The sequence below is a fragment of the Mycobacterium sp. NGS41 genome (assembly GCF_059812725.1).
The window spans coordinates 101581-126840 of sequence record NZ_JCALDF010000004.1; the positions used below are offsets into that span (position 1 = coordinate 101581).

Below are 25260 nucleotides of genomic sequence, written 5' to 3' on the forward strand. Positions count from 1 at the left end.
TTCAAGCCAGCTCTCGCAGTTGTGGTTTGACCACCTTGCCGCCGGGGTTGCGCGGCAACGCGTCGACGAACCGCACCGATCGGGGTGCCTTGAAGTTCGCCAGATGTTCACGGGTGTAAGCAATCACCGACGCCTCATCGAGGCCGGCGCCCGCCCGGGCGACCACGAACGCACGGCCGACCTCGCCCAGCCGCTCGTCGGGCACTCCGATCACCGCGGCGTCGGCCACACCGTCCATCCGCGCCAGCACCTGCTCTACCTCGGCGGGATAGACGTTGAATCCGCCGCAGATGTACATGTCCTTCAGTCGGTCGGTGATTCGCAGGTTGCCGACCTCGTCGACGGTGCCGATGTCGCCGGTGTGCAGCCAGCCGTCGGTGTCGATGGCGGCGGCGGTCGCTTCGGGGTCGTCCAGGTAGCCCAGCATCACGTTCGGCCCGCGCAGCAGGACTTCACCAGATTCATCGATGCGCAATTCGAAGTCGGCGAACGGCCGGCCGCATGTGGTCGCAACCGTCACCGCGTCGTCGTCTGCGCGGCACATCGTCCCCATGCCGTTGGCCTCGGTCAATCCGTAGGCGGTCAGCACGATGTCGATGTCGAGTTCGGACTGCATGCGTTCCACCAGCACCACCGGCACGGTGGCTGCCCCGGTGACCGCGAACCGCAGCGAGCTCAGGTCGTAGTCGCGACGCGCCGGATGGTCGAGCAGCGTCTGGTAGATGGTGGGTGGGCCGGGCAATACGGTGATGCGGTGTTGCTCGATCGCCTGCAAGGTGCGCAGCGGATCGAACGTCACGTGCGGGATCAGCGTCGCACCGGTCTGCAGGCAGGCCAGGATGCCGGCTTTGTAGCCGAAGTTGTGGAAGAACGGATTGATGCACAGGTAACGGTCGTCGCTGGTGATCTTGCCGTTGGCCGCCCAAGACGCCGAGCCCCCCAATGACTGCCGATGCGCGCACAACACGCCTTTGCTACGGCCGGTGGTGCCGGAGGTGAACAGAATGTCGCTGACGTCGTCTGGCGTGACCGCGGCGGCGCGGGCGCCCACCTCGTCTGCGCCGCCTGGGCCGACACTGCCAGCGATGAAGTCGTCCCAGGTCCCGTCGTTTTCGTCGATTGGAATCCGCACGATGTGCCGCAATGCGGGCAGAGCATCATGGTCCAGGCCGGCCGCCCGGTCGACGCCCAGGAATTTGCCCGCAGCGAACAGCACCGGCGCGCGGGTTCGGGCCAGGATGTCGGCGGCTTCCTCGGCTGTATAGCGGGTGTTCAACGGCACCATGGCGGCGCCCGCGTGGTGAATCGCCAGGCAGGCCACGACCCAATGCCAGGTGTTCGGCGACCAGATGGCGACCCGGTCCGCCGGCTGAACACCAAGGGCGATCAGTGCAGCGGCCGCTCGGTACACCTCGTCCCGCAGCGCCGCGGCGGTGAAGCTGCGGTCCTCGGTGAGCAGTGCGTCGTGGTCAGCGAGCCGACGCGCGAATCGATCCAGCGCCGCGGGCACGGTGCGGGAATCGGTCGTCACTGGGGGATGCTCCTAACAAAGCAAGTGCTTGGTAGGTTAGCCTACAGGGCATGCAGGACGTCGAGGAGTTCCGGGCGGAGGTCCGCCAGTGGCTCGCCGACAATCTGGTCGGTGAATTCGCAGCCCTCAAGGGTCTCGGTGGGCCAGGTCGCGAGCACGAGGCCTTCGAAGAACGCCGGGCATGGAACCAGCATCTCGCCAAAGCCGGGTTGACCTGCCTGGGCTGGCCGGTCGAACACGGTGGGCGCGGACTGTCCACCGCGCACCGGGTGGCGTTTTACGAGGAGTACGCCCGCGCCGACGCGCCTGACAAGGTCAACCACTTCGGTGAAGAGCTGCTGGGGCCGACGCTGATCGCGTTCGGCACCCCCGAGCAGCAGCAGCGCTTCCTGCCGCGCATTCTCGACGTCACCGAGCTGTGGTGCCAGGGATATTCGGAGCCAGGCGCCGGTAGCGACCTGGCCAACGTCTCGACCACTGCCGAACTCGACGGTGACCAATGGGTGATCAACGGCCAGAAGGTGTGGACGTCGCTGGCGCACCTGTCGCAGTGGTGTTTTGTGGTCGCCCGCACGGAGAAGGGCTCGAAGCGGCACGCCGGGCTGTCGTATCTGCTGGTGCCGCTGGATCAGCCCGGTGTGCAGGTCCGGCCGATCGTCCAAATCACCGGCACCGCGGAGTTCAACGAGGTGTTCTTCGACGACGCGCGCACCGACGCTTCGTTGGTGGTCGGCCAGCCGGGCGACGGGTGGCGGGTCGCGATGGGCACGCTGACGTTCGAGCGCGGCGTATCCACGCTGGGTCAGCAGATCGTCTACGCCCGTGAGCTTTCCAATCTGGCCGAGCTGGCGCAGCGCAATGGTGCCGCCGAAGACCCACTGATCCGGCAACGCCTGACGCGGGCGTGGACCGGACTTAGGGCCATGCGTTCGTACGCCTTGGCGACCATGGACGTCGAGCAGCCTGGCCAGGACAACGTGTCGAAGTTGTTGTGGGCCAACTGGCATCGCGATCTGGGCGAGCTGGCGATGGACGTGATCGGCAAGCCCGGGATGACCCTTACTGACGGCGAATTCGACGAATGGCAGCGGCTGTACCTGTTTACCCGCGCCGATACCATCTACGGCGGATCCAACGAGATCCAGCGCAACATCATCGCCGAGCGGGTGCTCGGCTTGCCGAGGGAGGTTAAGGGTTGAGTCTGTCCGAGGCGCCGAAAGAGATTGCCGGACATGGACTTCTGGACGGCAAGGTGGTTGTGGTAACCGCTGCGGCGGGCACCGGTATCGGTTCGGCGACTGCGCGCCGCGCCCTGACAGAGGGCGCCGACGTGGTGATCTCCGACCATCACGAACGACGGCTGGGGCAGACCGCCGACGAACTTTCCGCGCTGGGCTTGGGCCGGGTCGAGAGCGTGCTCTGCGACGTGACATCCACCGCACAGGTTGAGGCGCTGATGGACTCGACCACCGCGCGCATGGGCCGGATCGACGTGCTGGTCAACAACGCCGGGCTGGGCGGGCAGACCCCGGTGACCGACATGACCGACGACGAATGGGACCGCGTCCTGGATGTGACCCTGACGTCGGTGTTCCGCGCCACCCGCGCTGCCCTGCGCTACTTTCGCGCCGCCGCGCATGGTGGGGTGATCGTCAACAACGCCAGCGTGCTGGGCTGGCGGGCCCAGCATTCGCAGGCGCACTACGCGGCCGCCAAGGCTGGCGTGATGGCGTTAACCCGTTGCAGCGCAATCGAGGCCGCCGAGTACGGAGTCCGCATCAACGCGGTGTCGCCCAGCATCGCGCGGCACAAGTTCCTGGACAAGACCACCTCGTCCGAGTTACTTGACCGGCTGTCGGCCGATGAAGCATTCGGCCGGGCCGCGGAACCCTGGGAAGTAGCAGCCACCATCGCATTCCTGGCCAGCGACTACTCCAGCTACCTCACCGGCGAGGTGATCTCGGTGTCCAGCCAGCATCCGTGACGCGCCCAGGTGGCCAAGCAAGCGCTTGGTTGATACTCTGAGCGGGTGGACCGAGTGACCGGTTCGGCCAACAGCCGGCGAGACGAGTTGCTGGAGCTCGCTGCGGAAATGTTCGCCGAGCGTGGATTACGGGCCACCACCGTGCGTGACATCGCCGACGGTGCCGGGATCCTGTCCGGCAGCCTGTACCACCACTTCTCCTCCAAAGAGGAAATGGTCGACGAGTTGCTGCGCGGTTTCCTGGACTGGTTGTTCGCCCGCTATCGGGAAATCGTCGATGGCGAGGCCAATCCGCTCGAGCGGCTCAAGGGCCTGTTCATGGCATCGTTTGAGGCCATCGAGCGTCGGCATGCGCAGGTCGTCATCTACCAGGACGAAGCTCAGCGGCTGTCATCGCAACCCCGGTTCTCCTACATCGAGGACATGAACCGGCAACAACGCAAGATGTGGGTCGAAGTCCTCAACCAGGGCATCGACGAGGGCTACTTCCGGCCCGACCTCGACGTCGACCTGGTCTACCGTTTCATCCGTGACACCACCTGGGTGTCGGTCCGCTGGTATCAACCCGGCGGGCCGCTCACCGCGGAGCAGGTGGGTCGGCAATATCTCGCCATCGTTCTGGGCGGAATCACGAAAGAAGGAGTCTGAAGATGACCCGTGTCGGCGACGATGCAGAACGACGTGATGAGGAGGAGCGACACCAATGACACGTGTCGGCGACGATGCAGAACGACGTGATGAGGAGGAGCGACACCAATGACACGTGTCGGCGACGATGCAGAACGACGTGATGAGGAGGAGCGACACCAATGACAGAGGCGTACGTCATCGACGCTGTACGTACCGCGGTTGGCAAGCGTGGCGGCGCGCTGGCCGGGATACATCCCGTCGACCTCGGTGCCCTGGCCTGGCGTGGTCTGCTCGACCGGGCTGACGTTGACCCCGCCGCTGTCGACGATGTGATCGCGGGCTGCGTTGACGCCATCGGGGGACAGGCGGGCAACATCGCCCGGCTCTCGTGGCTGGCCGCGGGCTACCCCGAAGAGGTCCCCGGAGTGACCGTAGATCGGCAGTGCGGCTCCAGCCAGCAGGCGGTTTCCTTTGGTGCACAAGCGATCATGTCAGGCACAGCCGACGTCATCGTGGCCGGCGGTGTGCAGAACATGAGCCAGATTCCGATCTCGTCGGCGATGACCGTCGGTGAGCAATTTGGATTCACCTCGCCGACCAGCGAATCCAAGCAGTGGTTGCATCGTTACGGCGATCAGGAGATTTCACAGTTCCGCGGCTCGGAGTTGATAGCCGAGAAGTGGAACCTGTCGCGCGAAGAGATGGAGCGGTACTCGCTGACCAGCCACGAGCGGGCTTTCGCTGCGATCCGGGGTGGCCACTTCGATAACGAAATCCTCACTGTCGAAACCGAATCCGGGCCATTCCGGGTGGACGAGGGTCCGCGCGAGTCGTCGCTGGAGAAGATGGCCGGCCTGAAGCCGTTGGTCGAGGGCGGCCGGTTGACCGCAGCGATGGCCAGTCAGATCTCTGATGGTGCGAGTGCCGTACTGCTGGCTTCCGAGCAAGCCGTCAAAGCCCATGGGTTGACGCCCCGTGCCCGCATCCACCACATCAGTGCCCGCGCGGCCGACCCGGTGTTCATGTTGACCGGGCCGATCCCTGCAACTCGTTATGCGCTGGAAAAGACCGGGCTCTCCATCGACGACATCGACACCGTCGAGATCAACGAAGCGTTCGCACCGGTAGTTTTGGCTTGGCTCAAGGAGATTAAGGCCGATCCGGAGAAGGTCAACCCCAACGGCGGTGCGATCGCACTCGGGCATCCGCTGGGTGCCACCGGGGCGAAACTGTTCACCACGATGCTCAATGAGCTCGAGCGCATCGGCGGCCGCTACGGTCTGCAGACGATGTGCGAAGGCGGCGGCACCGCCAACGTCACCATCATCGAGCGGCTCTAACCTTCGCCTCCTGTTCCGCCGAGTGTGAACCGCACGACGCCTGCCCGGCGTGTCGCGTCGCGCGATTCACACTCGGCACGGGTTGTCGGTGGGTAATGCCAGCATTCGCTCATGGACGAACTCCCTTGGCCATTTTTGGGCTCGGAGGCGCTGACAGCGAAGACGGTTCCGGAGCGGGCGATGCGCGCCGTTTACGAGCCGGTCTACCCGGCCGTTTATGTGCCGCGGGACATTGAGCTGACCGTGAATGAGCGCGCAGACGCGGCCTGGTTATGGTCGCAGCGTCGAGCCGTCGTCGCTGGGAATTCGGCAGCGGCTCTACTCGGCACGAAGTGGGTAAGCCCTTCGCTCGACGCCGAGTTGGTGCATGACAATCGAAAGCCTCCACTGCGAATCGTCGTTCACACCGACAGGTTGGCGCCACACGAGACGTTAACGGTTGACGGCATCCCGGTGACTACCCCGGCTCGGACGGCTTTCGACATTGGGAGGCGAACAACCTCGCGGCTGCATGCAGTTCAGCGGCTTGATGCGTTGGCGAACGCGACCGATGTCAAGCTGACCGACGTAGAGGCCGTCATCGCCGAACATCCGGGCACGCGCGGTTTGGTTCGGCTACGACAGATATTGTCGCTTGTTGACGGAGGAGCCGAGTCTCCACAGGAAACACGGACGCGGTTGATCTTGGTCGACGCGGAGCTGCCGAAACCGCAGACGCAGATACGAGTTTTCGATGACTACGGAGCCTTTGTTGCGCGCGTCGACATGGGATACGAGGAGTTGCGCGTCGGCATTGAGTATGACGGACCGCAACACTGGACAGACCCTGCCGTGCGTGATCGGGACATCGACCGCTCTAGCGCGTTGGTGGATCTGGGCTGGACGATCATCAGAGTCAGCAGCGACCTGCTGCGATACCGCCCAGGCACCTTCGTCGCCCGTGTGGTCGCCGCAATGCAGGCGGCGGGATTGCATTGGTGACCGCCGAGTGTGAACCGCACGACGCTCAATCGGCGTGTCGCGTCCCGCGATTCACACTCGGCGCCAAGAGAGGCGCCGAGGCGAGGCGGCGACTACTCCACCAGCGACGAGGCGGTCCGGAGATGCTCGATGGCATCGTGCACGATCGACTCGATCAGCTCGGCGCACGACGGCAGGTCCTCGATGATGCCTGCCACCTGTCCTGAGGCCAGCACCCCCGCCTCGGTGTTGCCCTCGACCAGCCCAGCCTTCAGCAGCATCGGGGTGTTGGCCGCCATCACCACCTGTGACCAGGTCAGATCATTGCCATGCCGCATGGCCAGCCCGTCGGTGATCATCGACCGCCAAGTCATCTGCGACATCTGCTTGAACTTCGCGGCATTGCGTACCGCCGCGGTGAAACCCCGTGCCCTAGAACCGCTCTCCAGCTTCTCGACCAGCCCGGTGCGCAGAACCCGGTGCGGCATGCCGTCGACACGCCTGGTGACCACGGTGCCGTCCAGCGCCGCCTCCAAATAACGCCGCTTGACCGCATCGGGCACGGTGGAATCCGAGGTGAGCAGAAACCGGGTGCCCATCGCCACCCCGGCAGCGCCGTAGGACAGCGCCGCCGCCAGCCCGCGCCCGTCGAAGAAGCCACCCGCCGCGACAACCGGAATATCAGTGCCGTGCACGGCATCCAATACCGACGGCAACAGCAACGTGGTCGCAACGGGTCCGGTGTGCCCGCCGCCTTCGCCGCCCTGCACTATCATCGCGTCGGCGCCCCACCCCGCGACCTTGCGTGCATGTTTGGCCGCGCCGATCGACGGAATCACCACCACCCCAGCTTCTTTCAGCCGCGCTATCAGTTCCTGCCGGGGAGCCAGGGCAAACGACGCCACCTTGACGCCCTCGTGGATCATCAGCTCGACGCGGTCACCTGCATCGGCGGCGTCCGCGCGGATGTTTACCCCGAACGGTTTGTCGGTGGCGGCCTTGACTTTTCCGATGGCCGTCGCCAGCTCATCCAGCGTCATGGTGGCCGATGCCAAAATGCCCAGCCCGCCCGCGTTGGCCGTGGCCGACACCAGGCGGGCGCCGGCCACCCAACCCATCCCGGTTTGCACCACCGGATGTTCGATGCCGATCAGTTCGGTCAGTGGCGTGCGCAGCCTCACTAGCGGATCTCTCTGTCGCGCAGCGTCTTTGGATCGATGACCTCGCGGATCAGCCGCAGTTCGTCGTCGGTCGGCAGCCTGGATTCCGCGGCCCCGTCGAGACCATGCACCTCGAACGAGGTGGCTTCGCGGACTTCGTCAGGTGATACACCAGGGTGCAAGCTCAAGGCCCGCATGGTCCGGTCCGGGCCGCCGAAGTCGAATACCCCAAGGTTGGACACCACCCGGTAGACGTTGACGAACCGGAACGCCGGATTGTCCGTGTCGATTTTGTCGTAGCCGATTCCGGAGACCACATCGACGGCGTCGGTGAACACCCGCTTGGAATGGTTGCCCACCCAGTAGCTGGTCGCATGGTTGACGGTGTTGCCCGGCGATCCGCGCACGCCGAACATCTGCCGGGTCGGCTGTTGCAACGGCCCGAAAGCCGAGATGTTGTGATTGCCATAGCGGTCAACCTGATTGGCGCCCATCACCACATGGCGCCGTCCCCAGGCCAGCGTCTCGAACACGCGGCCGAACGGCATCCAGCCCTCGATCCTCTTTGGGGCACCGGCTTCTCCCAACGCCGGGGTTTCCGCCAAAAGTTGGGCTTCGCCGTCGGTCAGCAGGATATCGGGGGAGAACGTCAGTCGCGCCAGTCGCGCCCCCACCGAGGCCATGTTGGTCATCGGGCTGATCATGATCTCGCCTGCATCCCTGAACAATTCGGCGCAAGCAACCGCACACACTTCGGCTCTGGTGGTCATCGTGCGGCCTCCTCGCAGAATTTACGTACGGCCGCTTGGTAGTCGTCTTCGGTGCCCGAGAGATAAGTCTGCACGAACTGTTGCCAGCCCTCTTCGGTCGAGGCCGCCTCGGCGTAGTGCCGCTGGAACTTCTCGTCACGGCCGTAATCGGGCGCGGCGGTGGTGAAATGGGCACCACCGGGAGCTTCCACGACGCCGTCGACCATCATCCGGTTCACCAGCATCGCCTGCGGCGGAACCGCTTTGACCAGTTCCTCGGTGGAAACGATGCGCTCCACCGACAGGAAGCGTCTCTCGGCGGCCATCAGGAAGAGGTCGTCGAAGTAGGGGTCGATGCCGGTGTAGGCCGCATTGCCCTGGCTGTCACCGAGATTGAGGTGGGCAAACGCGGCGTCCAGACGCAGCGCGGGCATGGCGATCAGCGTTTCGTGTCCGCCGTCGGGTGCAGGGTACGGGCTGGTGACCGTCTGTAGTTCGCCTTCCCAGAAATCCGGTACCGAACTGCCCAGCCCGGCGCGGATGGGCAGGAACGGCAGCCGCTGGGCGGCCGCTTGCAGTCCGCAGCGCAGCATGCCTTCGTCCATCTCCCGGGCTTCGATCGCACCGCTGGTTCGGGCCTTGGCAAACCATGGGTCGTAGAAGGGCGGTGAGTCCAGTGAGACGAACCCGTAGTAGACCCGTCGGACCTTGCCGGCCGAACACAGCAGCCCCAGATCGGGTCCGCCGTAGGTGACCACTGTCAAGTCGGTGACGTCGGTGCGCAGCAGAGCGCGCACGAATGCCATCGGCTTGCGTCGTGATCCCCAGCCGGCGATCCCGATCGTCATGCCGCTGCGCAGCTGCGCCACGGCATCGTCGAGGGTGGTCCTTTTATCGGTCATTATTCGCCGCTCCTCCTCATCGCTCCGTCCCCCTCGCCGCTGCGCGGCTGGGGGCGCCCCCACCGCATCGTCGTCGGCGGCTATTCCTTGTTGCCCTTTGCCGTACCGGCGAACGCGTCGCGGTGTTCATCGGACACACCGGCGAGGTTGAGCTCGAACGTAAAGCCTTGCTCCATGCGGTAACTCGAATTGACTCGTTGCACGTCAATCAAATTGAGCGCCTCCTTGGCAGCGCGAATCACCCGGGTGTCTTTAGCCGCGATATCGCGGGCCACGCGCAATGCCGCGTCGTCCAACTGCTCTCGGGGCACCACCTCGTGCACCGAGCCGAAGTGATGCAGCGTGGCGGCGTCGACGGTGGCCGCGGTGAAGAACAGCCGTCGCATCAGGTGCTGCGGAACCAGCCGGGACAGATGCGTGGCCGCGCCGAGCGCGCCGCGCTCCACCTCCGGCAGCCCGAAGGTGGCGTCGTCGGAGGCGACGATGACGTCGGAGTTGCCGACCAGTCCGATGCCGCCGCCGACGCAGAATCCGTTCACCGCGGCGATCACCGGCACCGCGCATTCGTAGACCGCGCGGAACGCGGCGAAGCAGCCGCGGTTGGCGTCGATCAGCGCAGTGAATCCTTCAGTACGCTGCATCTCCTTGATGTCTACGCCGGCGTTGAAGCCGCGGCCCTCGGCGCGCAGGATCACCGCGTGAGTGTCGGGATCGGCGCCGGCAGCCTTGATGGCGTCGGCCAGCTCGAACCAGCCGCGCGACGGGATGGCGTTGACGGGCGGGTAGTCGACGGTGACCGCGACTATGCCCGGTTCTGTGACTGTGGAGGTGATCGTCATGGCACTTCCTGCTGGGGGGTCAGCTACCTAAGCAAGCACTTGCTTGGTACGCTAGCACAGTGACCCAACCCGAATCAGCCGGCGCCATCAGATTGGGATTGGCCGGACGGGTGGTTCTGGTCACCGGAGGTGTCCGGGGTGTGGGCAAGGGGATCAGTTCAGTCTTTGCCGCACAGGGCGCGACCGTGGTGACCTGCGCCCGCCGCGGGGTCGAAGGTCTGCCGTATGAGTTCCACTCCTGTGACGTTCGCGACGAGGAGGCTGTCAAGGCGTTGATCGACTCCATCGTCGACAAACACGGCAGGCTCGACGTCGCCGTCAACAACGCCGGAGGCTCGCCGTACGTGCTGACCGCGGAGTCCACCCCGAAGTTCAACCGCAAGATCATCGAGCTCAATCTCATTGGTGGGCTGCTGGTTTCGCAGTACGCCAACGACAAGATGCAGGAGCAGCCCGCTGGCGGGTCGATCGTCAACATCTGCAGTCTCAGCGGCCGGCGACCGTCTCCGGGTACCGGCGCCTACGGGGCGGCCAAGGCCGGGCTGGAAAGCCTCACCCAGACCCTCGCGGTGGAGTGGGGGCCCAAGGTCCGGGTGAACTGCTGCGTGGTCGGCATGGTCGAAACCGAGCAGGCCGACCTGTTCTACGGCGACGCCGGGTCGATCGCCGCGATCTCCAAGAACGTGCCACTCGGCCGGCTGGCCAAACCCGAGGATGTCGGTTGGGCCGCAGCGTTTTTGGCATCAGATGCTGCCGCGTACATCAGCGGAGCTTCACTAGAGGTGCATGGCGGCGGCGAGCCGCCTCATTACCTGGCGACGACGACCGCCAGAGCGGTCAAGTAGAGGAGACAGAAATATGGGTGTGGTTGACGGCCGCGTGGTCATCGTCACTGGAGCGGGCGGCGGTATCGGTCGCGCGCATGCGCTTGCCTTCGCGGCCGAAGGAGCGCGCGTGGTGGTCAACGACATCGGGGTCGGCCTGGACGGATCACCGGCCAGCGGCGGCAGTGCCGCGCAGGGCGTTGTCGACGAAATCGCCGCTGCCGGTGGCGAAGCCATCGCCCATGGGTCCGACATCTCCGACTGGACGCAAGCGGCTGGGCTCATTCAGAGCGCAGTCGAGACGTTCGGCGGCCTGGACGTTCTGGTCAACAATGCCGGCATCGTTCGCGACCGGATGATGGCCAACACCAGCGAAGAGGAGTTCGACGCCGTCATCGCCGTGCACCTTAAGGGCCACTTCGCCACCATGCGCCACGCCGCATCGTATTGGCGCGGGCTGTCCAAAGAGGGCAAAAGCGTTGACGCACGGATCATTAACACCAGTTCGGGTGCGGGTTTGCAGGGCAGCGTCGGGCAGGGTAATTACAGCGCCGCCAAGGCCGGCATTGCGGCGATGACACTGGTCGGCGCCGCCGAAATGGGCCGTTACGGCGTCACTGTCAACGCCATCGCACCGTCAGCGCGCACCCGCATGACCGAGACCGTCTTCGCCGAGATGATGGCAACGCAGGAGCAAGATTTCGACTCCATGGCGCCGGAGAACATCTCGCCGCTGGTGGTCTGGTTAGGCAGCGCCGAATCCCGTGATGTCACAGGGAAAGTGTTCGAAGTCGAGGGCGGCAAGATTCGCGTCGCCGAGGGCTGGGCGCACGGCCCGGAGGTTGACAAGGGCGCGCGATGGGATCCCGCCGAGTTAGGGCCGGTTGTTGCGGACCTGCTCGGCAAGTCGCGTCCGCCGGTTCCCGTCTACGGGGCGTAACTTCTTGCGAGCGGGCCACGCCGTTGACGCTGCGCCAACAACGTCAGGGCTCGCAAATGACGACGGGGATCGTCCGGTCAGTCCAGGACTGGTAATCCTCGTAGTTCGGGTACATTTCCACCAATCGCGGCCAATACTCGGTGCGTTCCTCGGCGGTGGCGTCCCGCGCGGTCAGGTCAAGCACCTCATTCTTGATCTGCACCTGAACTTTTGGATCGGCCTTGAGGTTGAGGTACCACAGCGGGTGCTTGTCGCTGCCGGCTCGGGAAGCCACCACAATCACGCGGGAACCGTCGCGCAGGTAGATCAACGGGCTCACCCGCTTTTCACCTGTCTTGCGGCCGGTCGTCGTCAACAATGCGACGGGACTCTTCTGGAATGTGCCGCCCAACTTTCCGTTGGTGCTGCGGTACATCCACGCATTGATCCGGGACATCCACTTGATGAAAAAGGTGGTGCGAGGATCATTCAGTCGTTTCGGCTTATCCATTTGACCATCCGCTCAGTACTGACCAGCGCGTCGATGTAGGCGGCTGTGTTCGAAGACCAGCTCCGGGCTAGATCCGTTCGATGATGGTGCCGGTGGACAGTGCACCGCCAGCGCACATGGTGATCAGCGCGGTGCTCTTGTCGCTGCGCTCAAGCTCGTGCAATGCGGTGGTGATCAGGCGGCTGCCGGTAGAGCCGACGGGGTGGCCCAACGCGATGGCGCCGCCGTTGACGTTGACCCGTTCCATGTCAGGCTCGTGAACCCGTGCCCAGGACAGCACCACGGATGCGAACGCCTCGTTGATCTCGACGATGTCGATGTCGCCGATCTTCATTCCGGCCTTCTCCAGCACCTTCGCCGTCGACTGCACCGGGCCGTCCAGGTGGTAGTAGGGCTCCGCGCCGACCAGGGCCTGGCTGATGATCCGGGCGCGCGGGCGCAGGCCGAGTGCCTTGGCCTTGTCCTCGTCCATCCACAACACCGCGGCCGCGCCGTCGGAAATCTGTGACGAGGTGCCCGCCGTGTGGATGCCGCCCTCGAGCACCGGCTTGAGCTGGCTCAGGCCCTCCAGAGTGGTGTCGCGCAGGCCCTGGTCACGGGACACCATGTGGCGTTCGCTGGTCGGCTGCATCTGCTCGTCGAGCACCGGCGCCTCGATCGGCGAGATTTCCCGGTCGAAGCGGCCCTCATCCCACGCCCGCTTGGCGTGTTGCTGAGAGGCCAGGCCGAACGCGTCGATGTCTTCGCGCGTGATACCGCGGCGTTTGGCGATCCGCTCGGCGGCGGTGAACTGGTCGGGCAGGTCAATATCCCACGATGCGGGCCGCAGGATGCTGCGGTCGGGACCCGCGTTGGCACCGAGGCCGACGCGGCTCATGGCCTCGATTCCGCACGCGATACCGATGTCGATGGCACCCGCCGCGATCAGCCCGGCGACCAGGCCGTTGGCCTGCTGGCCGCTGCCGCACTGGCAGTCGACGGTCATGGCGCCGACGTGCTCCGGCAGCCCGGCGACGAGCCAGCTCACCCGGGTGATGTTGTTGGACTGCTCGCCGAACTGAGTGACGCAGCCCCCGACGATCTGTTCGACGTCGCCCGCGTCGATGCCCGCCTTGTCGACCAGCGCCTTTTGGGTCGCCCCAAGTAGCTCGGTGGCGTGCAGTCCTGACAACCAGCCATTGCGCTTGCCGATCGGGCTGCGGGTGGCTTCAACAATTACCGGGTTACCCATGGGGCCAGGCTAGAACACGTTTCATTACTCTGACAAGCGAGGATGCTCCGACGCCTTTTGTCTGCGGTGAAGGCATGTTTTACTGGCAACAGAGCATCACTAGTACAACTAGTGTCCTGGCCCCACCAGACACCCAGCTAGTCAGCTAGAACTGTAGTAAGGAGAAGCAGCGTGGCTACCCCCAACCTTCCTCCCGGGTTCGATTTCACCGACCCCGACATCTGGACCGAGCGGATTCCGGCCGAAGAGTTCGCCGAGGTGCGCTCCTCGGCCCCGATTTGGTGGAACGAGCAGGCTCCCGGTGAGGGCGGAGGCTTCCACGACGGGGGTTTCTGGGCGATCACGAAGCTCAACGATGTCAAAGAGGTGTCCCGCCGCAGCGACGTGTTCTCCAGCTACGAAAACGGGGTGATCCCGCGGTTCAGCAACGACATCGCTCGGGAGGACATCGAGGTTCAGCGGTTCGTCATGCTCAACATGGACGCGCCGCATCACACCCGGCTGCGCAAGATCATCTCGCGCGGGTTCACGCCGCGAGCCGTCGGGCGCCTGGAGGACGAGCTCAGGGAGCGTGCCCAGAAGATCGCGAAGGACGCGGCGGCGGCCGGTTCCGGCGACTTCGTCGAGCAGGTGTCGTGTGAGCTGCCGTTGCAGGCCATCGCGGGTTTGCTCGGCGTGCCGCAGGAAGACCGCGGCAAGCTTTTCGACTGGTCCAACGAGATGACGGGCGCTGACGACCCGGAGTTCGCCCACATCGACCCCAAGATGTCGTCCGCCGAATTGATCATGTACGCGATGAAGATGGCCGAAGACAAGGCCAAGAACCCCGGCGAAGACATCGTGACCCAGCTGATCGAGGCCGACATCGACGGCGAGAAGCTCTCCGACGACGAATTCGGCTTCTTCGTGGTGATGCTCGCGGTGGCCGGCAACGAGACCACCCGCAACTCCATCACGCAGGGCATGATGGCGTTCGCTGACTTCCCCGACCAGTGGGAGCTCTACAAGAAGGAGCGCCCGACGACCGCGGCCGACGAGATCGTCCGCTGGGCCACCCCGGTCACCACCTTCCAGCGCACCGCGCTGGAGGACTACGAGCTGTCCGGCGTGCAGATCAAGAAGGGCCAGCGGGTGCTGATGTTCTACCGGTCGGCCAACTTCGACGAAGAGGTCTTCGAGGACCCCTACTCGTTCAACATCTTGCGCGACCCCAACCCGCACGTCGGGTTCGGCGGCACCGGCGCGCACTACTGCATCGGTGCCAACCTGGCCCGGATGACGATCAACCTGATCTTCAACGCCATCGCCGACAACATGCCGGACCTGAAGCCGATCTCCAAGCCCGAGCGGCTGCGGTCGGGCTGGCTCAACGGCATCAAGCACTGGCAGGTCGACTACACCGGAAAGTGCCCGGTGGATCACTAATGGATTTCGACCTCACGGCGACACAGCAGGCCGTCGCCGACGTAGTCACGTCGGTATTGGACCGGGACATCTCGTGGAAGGCGCTTATCGACGGCGGCGTCACCGCGCTACCGGTGCCGGAACGTCTCGGCGGCGACGGCGTCGGCCTGTCCGAGGTGGGCACGGTGCTGACCGAAGTGGGGCGCTTCGGCGCCATCACGCCGGCGCTCGCAACCCTGGGCCTCGGTGTGGTGCCGCTGCTCGACCTGGCCTCCGATGAGCAACAGGACCGGTTCCTGGCCGGAGTCGTCAAAGGCGGGGTGCTGACGGCCGCACTCAACGAACCGGGCGCGGCGCTGCCTGACCGGCCCGCCGCTACGTTTGCCGGCGGTCGGTTGTCGGGCACCAAAGTCGGTGTGGGATATGCCGAACAAGCCGGATGGATGCTTGTGACGGCCGACAGCGCGGTCGTGGTGGTGTCGTCGAAAGCCGATGGGGTGCAGCTGGTTCGGACACCGACGTCGAATGATTCCGACGAGTACACGGTGACCTTCAGTGACGTGGCGGTCGCTGACTCCGAAGTGTTGTCGGGTGCATCGCCGACGCGGGTAAACCAGTTGGCGCTGGCGATGATCGGCGCCTATGCCGACGGGCTGGTGGCTGGTGCGCTGCGGTTGACCGCCGACTATGTGGCCAACCGCAAGCAGTTCGGCAAGCCGCTGTCGACATTCCAGACAGTGGCGGCCCAGCTGGCCGAGGTCTATATCGCTTCGCGCACCATCGATTTGGCGGCCAAAGCGGTGATCTGGCGGCTGTCCGAGGGACGTGATGCCGATTCTGACCTCGACGTGCTCGGGTATTGGCTGGCTTCACAGGCCCCGCCCGTGATGCAGATCTGCCACCACCTACATGGCGGTATGGGCATGGACATCACCTACCCGATGCATCGGTACTACTCCACGATCAAAGACCTGGCCCGGTTGCTGGGCGGGCCTTCGTATCGTCTAGATCTCGTGGCGATCGCAAGCGCGGCGAAGCCGGGCGCTGCGGGTCGCCACGCAGACGACCGGGTGGGAGCGCAATGTTCATCGATCTGACGCCGGAGCAGCGGCAGCTGCAAGCCGAGCTGCGGCAATACTTTTCAAATCTGATCTCGTCCGACGAGATGAAGGCGATGGAGCAGGACCGGCACAACGCGGCGTACCGCGCGGTGATCCGCCGGATGGGTAAGGACGGCAAACTCGGCGTCGGGTGGCCGAAGGAGTTTGGCGGCCTGGGTTTTGGGCCGATTGAGCAGTCGATCTTCGTCAACGAGGCACATCGGGCCGATGTGCCGTTGCCGGCGGTGACGCTACAAACGGTCGGGCCGACTCTGCAGCAGTTCGGCAGCGAAATGCAGAAGGAGAAGTTTCTACCGGCCATTCTCGCCGGTGAGGTACACTTCGCGATTGGCTACACCGAGCCGGAGGCGGGCACTGACCTGGCGTCGTTGCGTACCACCGCTGTTCGCGACGGCGACCATTACATCGTCAACGGCCAAAAGATCTTCACCACCGGTGCCCATGATGCCGACTACATCTGGCTGGCCTGCCGCACCGATCCGGAAGCCGTCAAACACAAAGGCATTTCGATTCTGATCGTCGACACCAAGGATCCGGGCTACTCCTGGACGCCGATCATCTTGTCCGACGGCGCCCACCACACCAATGCCACGTACTACAACGACGTGCGGGTGCCGGCCGACATGCTCGTCGGCGAGGAGAACGGCGGCTGGCGGCTGATCACCACGCAGCTCAACAACGAACGGGTGATGCTGGGCCCGGCCGGCCGGGTTGCGGGCATCTACGACCGGCTGCACGCCTGGGCGTCCAAGCCCGGTGGCGACGGTGTCACGCCGATCGACCACCATGACGTCAAGCGGGCGCTCGGGGAGATTTACGCGATGTGGCGGATCAACGAGCTGCTCAATTGGCAGGTGGCCGCCGCCGGCGAGGACATCAATGTGGCGGACGCCGCGTCGACGAAAGTGTTTGGCACGGAGCGTATTCAGTACATCGGTCGGCTCGCCGAGGAGATCGTCGGCAAGTACGGTAACCCTGCCGAGTCGGACACCGCGGAGCTGCTCAACTGGCTGGACTCTCAGACCAAGCGCAATCTGGTGATCACCTTCGGCGGAGGAGTCAACGAAGTGATGCGGGAGATGATCGCCGCGTCGGGCCTCAAGGTCCCGAGAGTGCCTCGATGACACGGTCTATCGAAGAGGCCGTCGCCGAGATCAAGGCGTCCGACGACGCCAAGCCACGCGCAGCCCGCGATCCGGTGAATCAGCCGATGATCAACAACTGGGTCGAGGCCATCGGCGACCGCAATCCGATTTATGTGGATGAGGCTGCGGCTCGCGCCGAAGGCCACCCCGGAATTGTGGCTCCGCCGGCCATGATTCAGGTGTGGACCATGTTCGGACTTGGCGGCCAGCGTCCGGATGACGACGCCATGGGCCCCATGATGAAGCTGTTCGACGACGCTGGGTACATCGGTGTGGTCGCCACCAACTGCGAACAGACCTATCACCGTTATCTGCAGCCCGGTGACCAAGTGAGCATCACGTCCGAGATGGGTGACGTGGTCGGGCCCAAGCAGACCGCGCTTGGCGAGGGCTATTTCATCAACCAGCACATCATCTGGCGGGTCGGCGACGAGGACGTCGCCGAGATGAACTGGCGCATCCTCAAATTCAAGCCCGTCTCGGACGCTGCACCCAGCTCGGTGCCGGAGGACCTCGATGCCGATGCCATGATGCGCCCGTCGTCGTCGCGCGACACCGAATTCTTCTGGCAAGGGGTCAGGGCACACGAGTTGCGGATCCAGCGGACTGAGGACGGCAGCCTGCAGCACCCGCCGGTGCCCGCGGTTTGGCAGGACAAATCGGCAGCGATCGACTACGTGGTGTCCAGCGGGCGCGGCACAGTGTTCAGCTTCGTGGTGCACCATGCGCCGAAGGTTCCGGGTCGCACTCTGCCGTTCGTCATCGCGCTGGTGGAACTGGAGGAGGGCGTACGGATGCTGGGTGAGCTGCGCAACGTCGAGCACGCCGAGGTGAAGATCGGAATGCCCGTTCGCGCAACCTATATCGATTTCCCGGCCAGCGCCACCGGCCCGGAATGGAGCCTGTACGCGTGGGAGCCTGACGCATGAGCGCGCCGGTTGTTGAAGTGGGTACCACGCTTCCCGAGTTGAAACTGTATGGGGACCCGACGTTCATCATTTCAACCGCGTTGGCAACTCGCGATTTTCAGGACGTCCATCACGACCGCGACAAAGCCGTCGCGAAGGGCTCCAAAGATATATTCGTCAACATCCTCACCGACACCGGGCTGGTGCAGCGTTACATCACCGACTGGGCCGGCCCGTCGGCGTTGATCAAGTCGATCGGCCTGCGGCTGGGGGTGCCGTGGTACGCCTACGACACGGTGACCTTCTCCGGCGAGGTGACCGCCGTCGACGACGGACTGATCACGGTAAAGGTGCTGGGCTCCAATAGCCTTGGTAGTCATGTGGTTGCGACAGTGACCCTGACGATCGGGGGCGCCTGATGTCATCGGATTTACTTAGTGGTCGAGCTGCCATCGTGGGGATCGGTGCCACCGACTTCTCCAAGAACTCCGGTCGTAGCGAGCTGCGGCTGGCGGCGGAGGCGGTGCTTGACGCCCTGGACGACGCCGGCCTGAGTCCGGCCGACGTCGACGGGCTGACCACCTTCACGATGGACACCAACACCGAAATCGCCGTCGCGCGTGCGACCGGCATCGGTGAGCTGAAGTTCTTCTCCAAGATTCACTATGGCGGCGGTGCCGCGTGCGCAACCGTCCAGCACGCGGCGATGGCCGTTGCCACCGGAGTGGCCGATGTGGTGGTGGCTTACCGGGCATTCAACGAGCGGTCCGGCATGCGATTCGGCCAGGTACAGACCCGGCTGGTGGGAGATGCTGGCGCACAGGCCGATTCGACTACCGCGGACAATGCATTCTCCTATCCGCACGGCCTTTCGACGCCGGCGGCACAGGTGGCCATGATCGCCCAGCGGTACATGCACCTATCCGGCGCGACGAGCCGGGATTTCGGCGCGATCTCGGTGGCCGACCGCAAACACGCCGCCCACAACCCGAAGGCCTACTTCTACGAAAAGCCGATAACCATCGAGGAACACCAGAATTCGCGGTGGATCGCTGAGCCGTTGCGGCTGCTGGACTGCTGCCAGGAGACGGACGGCGCGGTCGCCATCGTGGTGACATCTGCTGAGCGTGCCCGCGACCTCAAGCAACGTCCGGCCGTCATCGAGGCCGCGGCGCAGGGCTCCAGCCCCGACCAGTACACGATGGTCAGCTACTACCGGCCCGAGCTTGGTCTGCCGGAGATGGGTCTGGTGGGCCGGCAGCTGTGGGAGCAGTCGGGCCTTTCGCCGACCGACATCCAGACAGCGGTGCTCTACGACCACTTCACGCCGTTTACGCTGATTCAGTTGGAGGAGTTGGGATTCTGCGGGCCAGGGGAAGCTAAGGATTTCATCGCCGACGGCGCCATCGAGGTGGGCGGACGGCTTCCCATCAACACACACGGCGGTCAGCTCGGCGAGGCCTACATTCACGGCATGAACGGCATCGCAGAGGGCGTCCGGCAGCTGCGTGGCACGTCCGTGAATCCGGTGCCTGATGTTGAGCATGTGCTCGTCACCGCCGGCACGGGTGTGCCGACATCTGGCCTGATCTTGGGCTAAGGCTCCTCTGTCTCGTTTTCCCGCCGAGCGTGACGTTGCAGTCACGGTGGAGCCCGAACGCGCCTGCAGCGTCACGGTGAAGTGACGCGTTGCACTCTCCATGGCACGCTGCCGCCATGGCGGAACCGTTCATCGGCAGCGAAGCAGTCGCCGCTGGGATAGCGACCGATAGCCAGTTACGGCGCCGCTACACGCGTGTGTTCCGCGACGTGTACGTCAGCGAAGGCACAGAACTGACTGCCCCACTGCGGGCTCAGGCGGCGTGGCTGTGGTCGCGACGCCGCGGGGTCATCGCCGGGTTCGCAGCCGCAGCATTGCACGGCAGCGATTGGGTGGACCCGAGCCGGCCTGTGGACATCATTCATGACAACCGGCACCCAACGCCGGGTCTGCAGATCTGGGGCGGCCGGCTCGCGAGCGACGAGATCGAAATGATCGACGGTATTCCAGTTACGACTCCAGCTCGTACTGCGCTTGACCTTGCTTGCTGGTATCCATTGACAACGGCGGTAGCCGCTCTCGATGCCCTTGCCCGCGCTGCTGACTTCAAGCAGGCGGATGTGGAGTTGCTGGCGGCCCGACATCGAGGACGTCGCGGACTTGAGCGTGCTCGCGCTTCACTCGATCTCGTCGACGCCGGTTCACAATCGCCGAAGGAGACCTGGCTCCGGTTAATCCTGGTGCAGGCGGGTTTACCTAGGCCGCAGACGCAAATTCCTGTTTACGACGAGTTTGGTGATGTCTTTGCTTACCTCGATATGGGTTGGGATGACCTCAAGGTCGCGATCGAGTATGACGGCGAGCAACACCGTAATGTTCGGCAGCAATACACCTGGGATGTTCGGCGACTGGAAAAGGTCGAACGTCGTGGTTGGATCTTGGTGCGGGTTGTCGCCGGGGATCGGCCCGCCGAAATCCTTTGCCGCGTTCGCGCTGCCCGTGCTCGTCGACTGTGACGTTGCAGTCACGCTCGAGCTCGAACGTGACTGCAGCGTCACGCTCGGCGCAAAGGGAGAGGGTTAGGCGGGGACCAGCTCGACGCCGGAGAGCACGACGGCGTTGTCGCGCGAAGGCGCGACAACGCTTGCCGCGAAACGGCCTTCGTCCTTCCAGACGTTGACTTGCAACGTCTCGCCTGGATACGCGACTCCAGAAAAACGCGCCCCGTAGGCGCCTACGGCTCCGGCATCACCGTCCAGCAGAGCATCGGTGATGGCCTTGCAGGTCATGCCGTAGGTGCACAGACCATGCAGAATGGGCTGGGGAAAGCCTGCGGCAGCGGCGAATTCGGGGTCGGAGTGCAGCGGGTTACGGTCGCCGCACAGCCGGTATAGCAGCGCCTGCTGCGGCAGAATCGGCATCGCCAACTCGACATCGGGTGCCCGGTCGGGCGCCGCGTCGGATGATGACGGCCCACGCTCACCGCCGAAGCCGCCCTCGCCGCGCGCGAAGATCGATCGCTTCTGTGTCCACAACAGTGTGCCATCGGGTGCGGTCACCCTCGTCTCACTCCAGATCACCGCGGCCTTACCCTTGTCCCAGATGTCCGTGAACCGGGTGACGGCTTTCGCTGACCCTGAAGGCGGCAGCGGCGCAGGCACTTCCACTCGTTCGCTGGCATGCAACACCCTGGCCAGCTCGATGTCGATGCCAGGAAACTGGACGGTCGGGGGCTCGGTCATGTGGAACGAGGCGGCGACGTTGCCGAAGGTCGGCAGCACCTGAGGCGTCTTGTCGACCAGGTAGCGCAGCTCGCGTGGGTTCATCGGATCCGAACCGGCGCCTAGTCCCAAGTGGTAGAGCTGGATGTCGCTGCTGGTCCACGCGAATTCAATCGGCTCTAGCTCAGCGGCCAGTGCGGTCGCTACATCGATTGGCATTTCAGCGTCCTCCGGCCTCAACACCGGCGATGTGCAGCGCCGCCAGGTAGCCGAATGTCATTGCCGGGCCAATGGTTCCGCCGGGGCCGGGATAGGTGTGCCCCATCACCGGAGCGCTGACATTGCCTGCGGCATAGAGACCTTCGATGATGCTGCCGTCGTCGCGGAGTGCGCGCGCGTGGACATCGGTGCGAATGCCGCCTTTGGTACCGAGATCCCCGGGCACCATCTTGGCGGCATAATAGGGAGCATGGCTGAGCTCGCCGAGGTTGGGATTGGGCTTGTTGGTCGGGTCGCCGTAGTACCTGTCGTAGGCACTTTCGCCGCGGTGGAAGTCCTCGTCGACGCCTGACCGCGCAAAGCCGTTGAAACGCTGCACAGTCGCGGCCAGTTCAGCGACCGGCAGGCCGGCCTTGCCGGCCAGCGCTTCAAGCGTGTCGGCCTGTACGATCACGCCGGACTCCATCCACTTACGCGGAATGCGTTGTCCGGCTTGTAGTCCCGCGAAGATGTAACGGTCCCGATACCGCTGGTCGAACACCAGCCACGCGGGAATGTTCTCACCCGGGCCGGACCCCTGGCCGTATTCCCCGCCGTACATGTGGTGGCAGGCTTCGACGTAAGGCATGGATTCGTTCATGAATCGCTTGCCCGACATGTTGACGATGACCGATCCCGGCGAGTTGCGCTCCGACAACGCGAACCACGGTGCACCCACCAGCGGCACCGTCGGCCCCCACCACGCGTCCTCCATCAGATCCAGCGCGGCACCGAGCTTTTCGCCGGCGATAATGCCGTCACCGGTGTTGGCCTTCGCGCCGACCGTCCATTCGGTGGTGATCGGGGCACGCTGGTACTTCACCCGCATCTGTTCGTTGTGCTCGAAGCCGCCTGAGCCGAGGATCACACCGCGCCGGGCCCGGATCAGCCGTGGCTCAGCCGATTCCGACCCGGAGGTATCCCGTACATAGACGCCGCGCACCACACCGTGCTCGACGTAGAGGTCGGTCAGCGCGGTGTTGAGCTCTACCGGAACACCGGCTTGCTGCAACCCGATCCGCAGCGGCCCGATCAGCGCTCGGCCCATCCCGACCAGGTTCTTGCCCGTCGCCTTCGCCCACATGGTGCGGGCGCCGACCTTCAGACTGCGCAATACTCCGCGTGGGTGCCGCTTCAGTTGGTTGAGTCGCATGTAATCCTGCTGCATCACAACCACATTGAGCGGCACCTTGCCGTAGGCAGGTTCGAGTCCGGCCTCATCGACGCCGAGCTTGCGTGCGTTGAACGGCTTCGGCTCGATCGAACGACCACCCGCGCGCCCGCCCGGCGCCTCGGGGTAGTAGTCCGAATAGCCCGGCACCCAGCACATCTTCAGCGGTGTGTGCTTGAGCACGAACGACAGCATCTCGGGTCCGCGCTGCAGGTAGGTGTCGATGCGTTCCGGTTCGACGATGTCGCCGATGATGCCGTGCAAGTAGGTGCGGGCCGCCTCGGGGGTGTCCTTGATCCCGTCGCGCCGGAGAACCTCGTTGTTGGGAATCCAGACGCCGCCGCCCGAGCGCGCGGTCGAGCCGCCGTAATGCGGGGCCTTCTCGATGACTACCGTCGAGAAGCCCCGATGGGCGGCAGTGAGGGCAGCCACCATGCCGGCGCCGCCGCTTCCGACCACGACGACGTCGTACTCCTGTGCTGTCATGTAGAACACGTTATAGAATTGCCCGGGTCGGGCGCTACTGGCCCGGTCACCACGAATCCGGTACGACGAGGGGACTTCGGCAAATGCTCTCTGTTGCGACTCGCGACGAGCTGGCCGCCGACTTGGCCCAGGCTGAGCGCAGCCGTGAGCCGATCGCCCCGCTGACGGCCGGCCACCCTGATATCGACGTCGTCGACGCTTACGAGATCCAACTGATAAATATCCGTCAGCGGGTGGCGGAGGGGGCCCGGGTGGTGGGCCACAAGGTTGGTCTGTCGTCGAAGGCGATGCAGCAGATGATGGGCGTTGACGAGCCGGATTACGGGCATCTGCTCGACGAGATGGAGGTCTTCCAAGACGTCCCGGTCAAGACGGCACGGTACCTGTATCCGCGGGTCGAGGTTGAGGTCGGTTTCGTATTGGCCGCAGACCTGCCGGGAGCCGGGTGTTCCGAGGAGGACGTGCTGGCAGCGACCGAGGCCTTGGTCCCGTCGATCGAGTTGATCGACACGAGGATCACGGACTGGAAGATCGCGCTCTGCGACACCATCGCGGACAATGCGTCGTCGGCGGGTTTCGTGCTGGGTACGGAGCGGGTGTCGCCGGCCGACATCGACGTCAAGACCGTCGATGCGACGCTGACCCGCAACGGAGAGGTGGTCGCGGAGGGCCGCAGCGACGCGGTGCTGGGGAATCCGGTCACCGCGGTGGCGTGGTTGTCCCGCAAGGTGGAAAGCTTCGGGGTACGCCTGCGAAAAGGTGACATTGTGTTACCCGGATCGTGCACCCGCGCGATCGACGCGCGCGCCGGCGACAAGTTTGTCGCTGACTTCGCCGGACTGGGCTCAGTTCGGTTGTCGTTTGAATAGGAGCGATCGCAAGCGCGGCGTAGCCGGGCGCAGCGGGTCGCGACCAATTGAATAACGAGCGATCGCAAGCGCGGCGTAGCCGGGCGCAGCGGGTCGCGACCATTGAATAAGGGAGCAACATGCCGTCAAAGGCAAATGGGGCCTTAAAAGTAGCCATCGTCGGGTCAGGAAACATCAGCACCGACCTGCTCTACAAGCTGCTGCGGTCGGACTGGCTGGAACCGCGCTGGATGGTGGGCATCGACCCGGAAAGTGAAGGCCTGGCACGCGCCCGCAAGCTGGGTCTGGAGACGACACACGAAGGGGTCGACTGGCTGCTGGCCCAGCCTGACAAACCTGACCTGGTATTCGAGGCCACCAGCGCTTACGTGCACCGGGACGCGGCGCCGAAGTATGCGGCCGCGGGCATCCGGGCCATCGATCTGACACCGGCCGCGGTGGGCCCGGCGGTGATCCCGCCGGCCAACCTGCGCGAGCATCTGGACGCGCCGAACGTGAACATGATCACCTGCGGGGGCCAGGCGACCATTCCGATCGTGTATGCGGTGTCTCGCGTCGTCGAGGTGCCGTACGCCGAGATCGTCGCGTCGGTGGCGTCGGTCTCGGCCGGGCCGGGCACCAGGGCCAACATCGACGAGTTCACCAAGACGACGAGCAAGGGCGTCGCAACTATCGGCGGAGCGGCTCGAGGTAAGGCGATCATCATCTTGAACCCCGCCGACCCGCCGATGATCATGCGCGACACCATCTTCTGCGCCATCCCTGAGGACGCCGACCGGGACGCGATCGCCGCCTCCATCCACGAGGTGGTGGCGGAGGTGCAGACCTACGTGCCGGGTTATCGGCTGCTCAACGAGCCTCAGTTCGACGAGCCGTCGATCAACTCCGGTGGTCAGGCGGTGGTCACCACGTTCGTCGAGGTCGAGGGCGCTGGCGACTACCTGCCGCCGTACGCGGGCAACCTCGACATCATGACCGCCGCGGCCACGAAAGTGGGCGAAGAGATCGCCAAAGAAACCTTGTCGGTGACGGGGGTGCAGGTATGAGTCGCGCCGAT

General features: G+C 64.7%; 25 protein-coding genes. 16 read left to right on the plus strand and 9 right to left on the minus strand.

Annotation, left to right across the window (positions count from 1 at the left end; translation table 11 throughout):
• Nucleotide 1 precedes the first annotated feature (1 nt).
• Nucleotides 2-1531, minus strand: a complete 1530-nt coding sequence (gene fadD3, locus AC5Y21_RS05895) for a 3-((3aS,4S,7aS)-7a-methyl-1,5-dioxo-octahydro-1H-inden-4-yl)propanoate--CoA ligase FadD3 (protein ID WP_499910358.1) — start codon at nucleotides 1529-1531, stop codon at nucleotides 2-4.
• A gap of 50 nt (nucleotides 1532-1581) precedes the next feature.
• Between fadD3 and ipdE1 the strand changes: the two genes are divergently transcribed.
• The 5 genes from ipdE1 (at nucleotide 1582) to AC5Y21_RS05920 (ending at nucleotide 6466) form a co-directional block, all read left to right on the plus strand.
• A complete protein-coding gene (gene ipdE1 / locus AC5Y21_RS05900; protein ID WP_499910360.1) occupies nucleotides 1582-2730 on the plus strand; it encodes an acyl-CoA dehydrogenase IpdE1 in 1149 nt (382 codons plus the stop codon).
• The gene (gene ipdF / locus AC5Y21_RS05905) at nucleotides 2727-3515 is read left to right on the plus strand and encodes a (5R,7aS)-5-hydroxy-7a-methyl-1-oxo-2,3,5,6,7,7a-hexahydro-1H-indene-carboxyl-CoA reductase (RefSeq protein ID WP_499910362.1); all 789 of its coding nucleotides are present in this window, start codon (nucleotides 2727-2729) and stop codon (nucleotides 3513-3515) included. Before ipdE1 ends, ipdF begins: the two co-directional genes overlap by 4 nt.
• A 45-nt stretch (nucleotides 3516-3560) precedes the next feature.
• Nucleotides 3561-4163: a TetR family transcriptional regulator KstR2 gene (gene kstR2, locus AC5Y21_RS05910; protein ID WP_499910364.1), complete on the plus strand. Its 603-nt coding sequence runs from the start codon at nucleotides 3561-3563 to the stop codon at nucleotides 4161-4163.
• A 161-nt stretch (nucleotides 4164-4324) separates the two neighbouring features.
• Nucleotides 4325-5485 carry a steroid 3-ketoacyl-CoA thiolase FadA6 gene (gene fadA6, locus AC5Y21_RS05915; protein ID WP_499910366.1) on the plus strand — a complete coding sequence of 387 codons (1161 nt, stop codon included), beginning with the start codon at nucleotides 4325-4327 and terminating at the stop codon, nucleotides 5483-5485.
• 111 nt (nucleotides 5486-5596) lie between these two features.
• Nucleotides 5597-6466, plus strand: a complete 870-nt coding sequence (locus AC5Y21_RS05920) for a PDDEXK-like endonuclease domain-containing protein (RefSeq protein WP_499910367.1) — start codon at nucleotides 5597-5599, stop codon at nucleotides 6464-6466.
• Nucleotides 6467-6558: 92 nt separating this feature from the next.
• On the opposite strand, the gene ipdC is transcribed toward AC5Y21_RS05920, so the two are convergent.
• The 4 genes from ipdC to echA20 form a co-directional block, all read right to left on the minus strand.
• A complete protein-coding gene (gene ipdC, locus AC5Y21_RS05925) occupies nucleotides 6559-7626 on the minus strand; it encodes a (3aS,4S,5R,7aS)-5-hydroxy-7a-methyl-1-oxo-octahydro-1H-indene-4-carboxyl-CoA dehydrogenase (protein ID WP_499910369.1) in 1068 nt (355 codons plus the stop codon).
• Nucleotides 7626-8375 carry a cholesterol ring-cleaving hydrolase subunit IpdB gene (gene ipdB / locus AC5Y21_RS05930; protein ID WP_499910370.1) on the minus strand — a complete coding sequence of 250 codons (750 nt, stop codon included), beginning with the start codon at nucleotides 8373-8375 and terminating at the stop codon, nucleotides 7626-7628. The genes ipdC and ipdB overlap by 1 nt, the downstream gene beginning before the upstream one ends.
• On the minus strand, nucleotides 8372-9256 hold the full coding sequence (gene ipdA, locus AC5Y21_RS05935) for a cholesterol ring-cleaving hydrolase subunit IpdA (RefSeq protein WP_499910372.1): 885 nt from the start codon (nucleotides 9254-9256) through the stop codon (nucleotides 8372-8374). The genes ipdB and ipdA overlap by 4 nt, the downstream gene beginning before the upstream one ends.
• A gap of 80 nt (nucleotides 9257-9336) precedes the next feature.
• Complete coding sequence (gene echA20, locus AC5Y21_RS05940) at nucleotides 9337-10095, minus strand: (7aS)-7a-methyl-1,5-dioxo-2,3,5,6,7,7a-hexahydro-1H-indene-carboxyl-CoA hydrolase (protein WP_499910373.1); 759 nt, start codon at nucleotides 10093-10095, stop codon at nucleotides 9337-9339.
• An 86-nt stretch (nucleotides 10096-10181) separates the two neighbouring features.
• Between echA20 and AC5Y21_RS05945 the strand changes: the two genes are divergently transcribed.
• Nucleotides 10182-10940, plus strand: coding sequence for an SDR family oxidoreductase (locus AC5Y21_RS05945; RefSeq protein WP_499910617.1), 759 nt, complete (start codon nucleotides 10182-10184; stop codon nucleotides 10938-10940).
• A gap of 13 nt (nucleotides 10941-10953) precedes the next feature.
• Nucleotides 10954-11859 (plus strand): SDR family oxidoreductase, encoded by a 906-nt coding sequence (locus tag AC5Y21_RS05950; protein WP_499910375.1) that lies wholly within the window; start codon nucleotides 10954-10956, stop codon nucleotides 11857-11859.
• Between the two features lie 43 nt (nucleotides 11860-11902).
• Here AC5Y21_RS05950 and AC5Y21_RS05955 read toward each other — a convergent pair whose 3' ends face one another.
• Both AC5Y21_RS05955 and AC5Y21_RS05960 read right to left on the minus strand, forming a co-directional pair.
• The gene (locus AC5Y21_RS05955; protein ID WP_499910377.1) at nucleotides 11903-12349 is read right to left on the minus strand and encodes a nitroreductase family deazaflavin-dependent oxidoreductase; all 447 of its coding nucleotides are present in this window, start codon (nucleotides 12347-12349) and stop codon (nucleotides 11903-11905) included.
• 67 nt (nucleotides 12350-12416) lie between these two features.
• Nucleotides 12417-13580 (minus strand): steroid 3-ketoacyl-CoA thiolase, encoded by a 1164-nt coding sequence (locus AC5Y21_RS05960; protein ID WP_499910379.1) that lies wholly within the window; start codon nucleotides 13578-13580, stop codon nucleotides 12417-12419.
• A gap of 171 nt (nucleotides 13581-13751) precedes the next feature.
• Here AC5Y21_RS05960 and AC5Y21_RS05965 point away from each other — a divergent pair, with 171 nt between their 5' ends.
• From AC5Y21_RS05965 to AC5Y21_RS05995, 7 genes are all read left to right on the plus strand, one after another.
• Nucleotides 13752-15005 (plus strand): cytochrome P450, encoded by a 1254-nt coding sequence (locus AC5Y21_RS05965; RefSeq protein ID WP_499910381.1) that lies wholly within the window; start codon nucleotides 13752-13754, stop codon nucleotides 15003-15005.
• Complete coding sequence (locus AC5Y21_RS05970; protein WP_499910383.1) at nucleotides 15005-16081, plus strand: acyl-CoA dehydrogenase family protein; 1077 nt, start codon at nucleotides 15005-15007, stop codon at nucleotides 16079-16081. Before AC5Y21_RS05965 ends, AC5Y21_RS05970 begins: the two co-directional genes overlap by 1 nt.
• A complete protein-coding gene (fadE29, locus tag AC5Y21_RS05975; RefSeq protein ID WP_499910385.1) occupies nucleotides 16066-17229 on the plus strand; it encodes an acyl-CoA dehydrogenase FadE29 in 1164 nt (387 codons plus the stop codon). Before AC5Y21_RS05970 ends, fadE29 begins: the two co-directional genes overlap by 16 nt.
• A complete protein-coding gene (locus tag AC5Y21_RS05980) occupies nucleotides 17226-18179 on the plus strand; it encodes a bifunctional MaoC family dehydratase N-terminal/OB-fold nucleic acid binding domain-containing protein (RefSeq protein ID WP_499910387.1) in 954 nt (317 codons plus the stop codon). The genes fadE29 and AC5Y21_RS05980 overlap by 4 nt, the downstream gene beginning before the upstream one ends.
• Nucleotides 18176-18577 (plus strand): MaoC family dehydratase, encoded by a 402-nt coding sequence (locus AC5Y21_RS05985; protein WP_499910388.1) that lies wholly within the window; start codon nucleotides 18176-18178, stop codon nucleotides 18575-18577. The genes AC5Y21_RS05980 and AC5Y21_RS05985 overlap by 4 nt, the downstream gene beginning before the upstream one ends.
• On the plus strand, nucleotides 18577-19758 hold the full coding sequence (ltp2, locus tag AC5Y21_RS05990) for a 17-hydroxy-3-oxo-4-pregnene-20-carboxyl-CoA lyase (protein WP_499910390.1): 1182 nt from the start codon (nucleotides 18577-18579) through the stop codon (nucleotides 19756-19758). Before AC5Y21_RS05985 ends, ltp2 begins: the two co-directional genes overlap by 1 nt.
• Nucleotides 19759-19874: 116 nt before the next feature.
• Nucleotides 19875-20714 (plus strand): type IV toxin-antitoxin system AbiEi family antitoxin, encoded by an 840-nt coding sequence (locus AC5Y21_RS05995; RefSeq protein WP_499910392.1) that lies wholly within the window; start codon nucleotides 19875-19877, stop codon nucleotides 20712-20714.
• A gap of 63 nt (nucleotides 20715-20777) precedes the next feature.
• On the opposite strand, the gene chsH3 is transcribed toward AC5Y21_RS05995, so the two are convergent.
• Together chsH3 and kstD are read right to left on the minus strand one after the other, a co-directional pair.
• A complete protein-coding gene (gene chsH3, locus AC5Y21_RS06000; RefSeq protein WP_499910394.1) occupies nucleotides 20778-21638 on the minus strand; it encodes an enoyl-CoA hydratase ChsH3 in 861 nt (286 codons plus the stop codon).
• Between the two features lies 1 nt (nucleotide 21639).
• A complete protein-coding gene (gene kstD / locus AC5Y21_RS06005; RefSeq protein WP_499910396.1) occupies nucleotides 21640-23334 on the minus strand; it encodes a 3-oxosteroid 1-dehydrogenase in 1695 nt (564 codons plus the stop codon).
• Nucleotides 23335-23417: 83 nt separating this feature from the next.
• On the opposite strand from kstD, the gene AC5Y21_RS06010 reads away from it, so the two are divergent.
• Complete coding sequence (locus AC5Y21_RS06010) at nucleotides 23418-24203, plus strand: 2-keto-4-pentenoate hydratase (protein WP_499910398.1); 786 nt, start codon at nucleotides 23418-23420, stop codon at nucleotides 24201-24203.
• 119 nt (nucleotides 24204-24322) lie between these two features.
• A complete protein-coding gene (locus tag AC5Y21_RS06015) occupies nucleotides 24323-25249 on the plus strand; it encodes an acetaldehyde dehydrogenase (acetylating) (protein WP_499910400.1) in 927 nt (308 codons plus the stop codon).
• Nucleotides 25250-25260 lie beyond the last annotated feature (11 nt).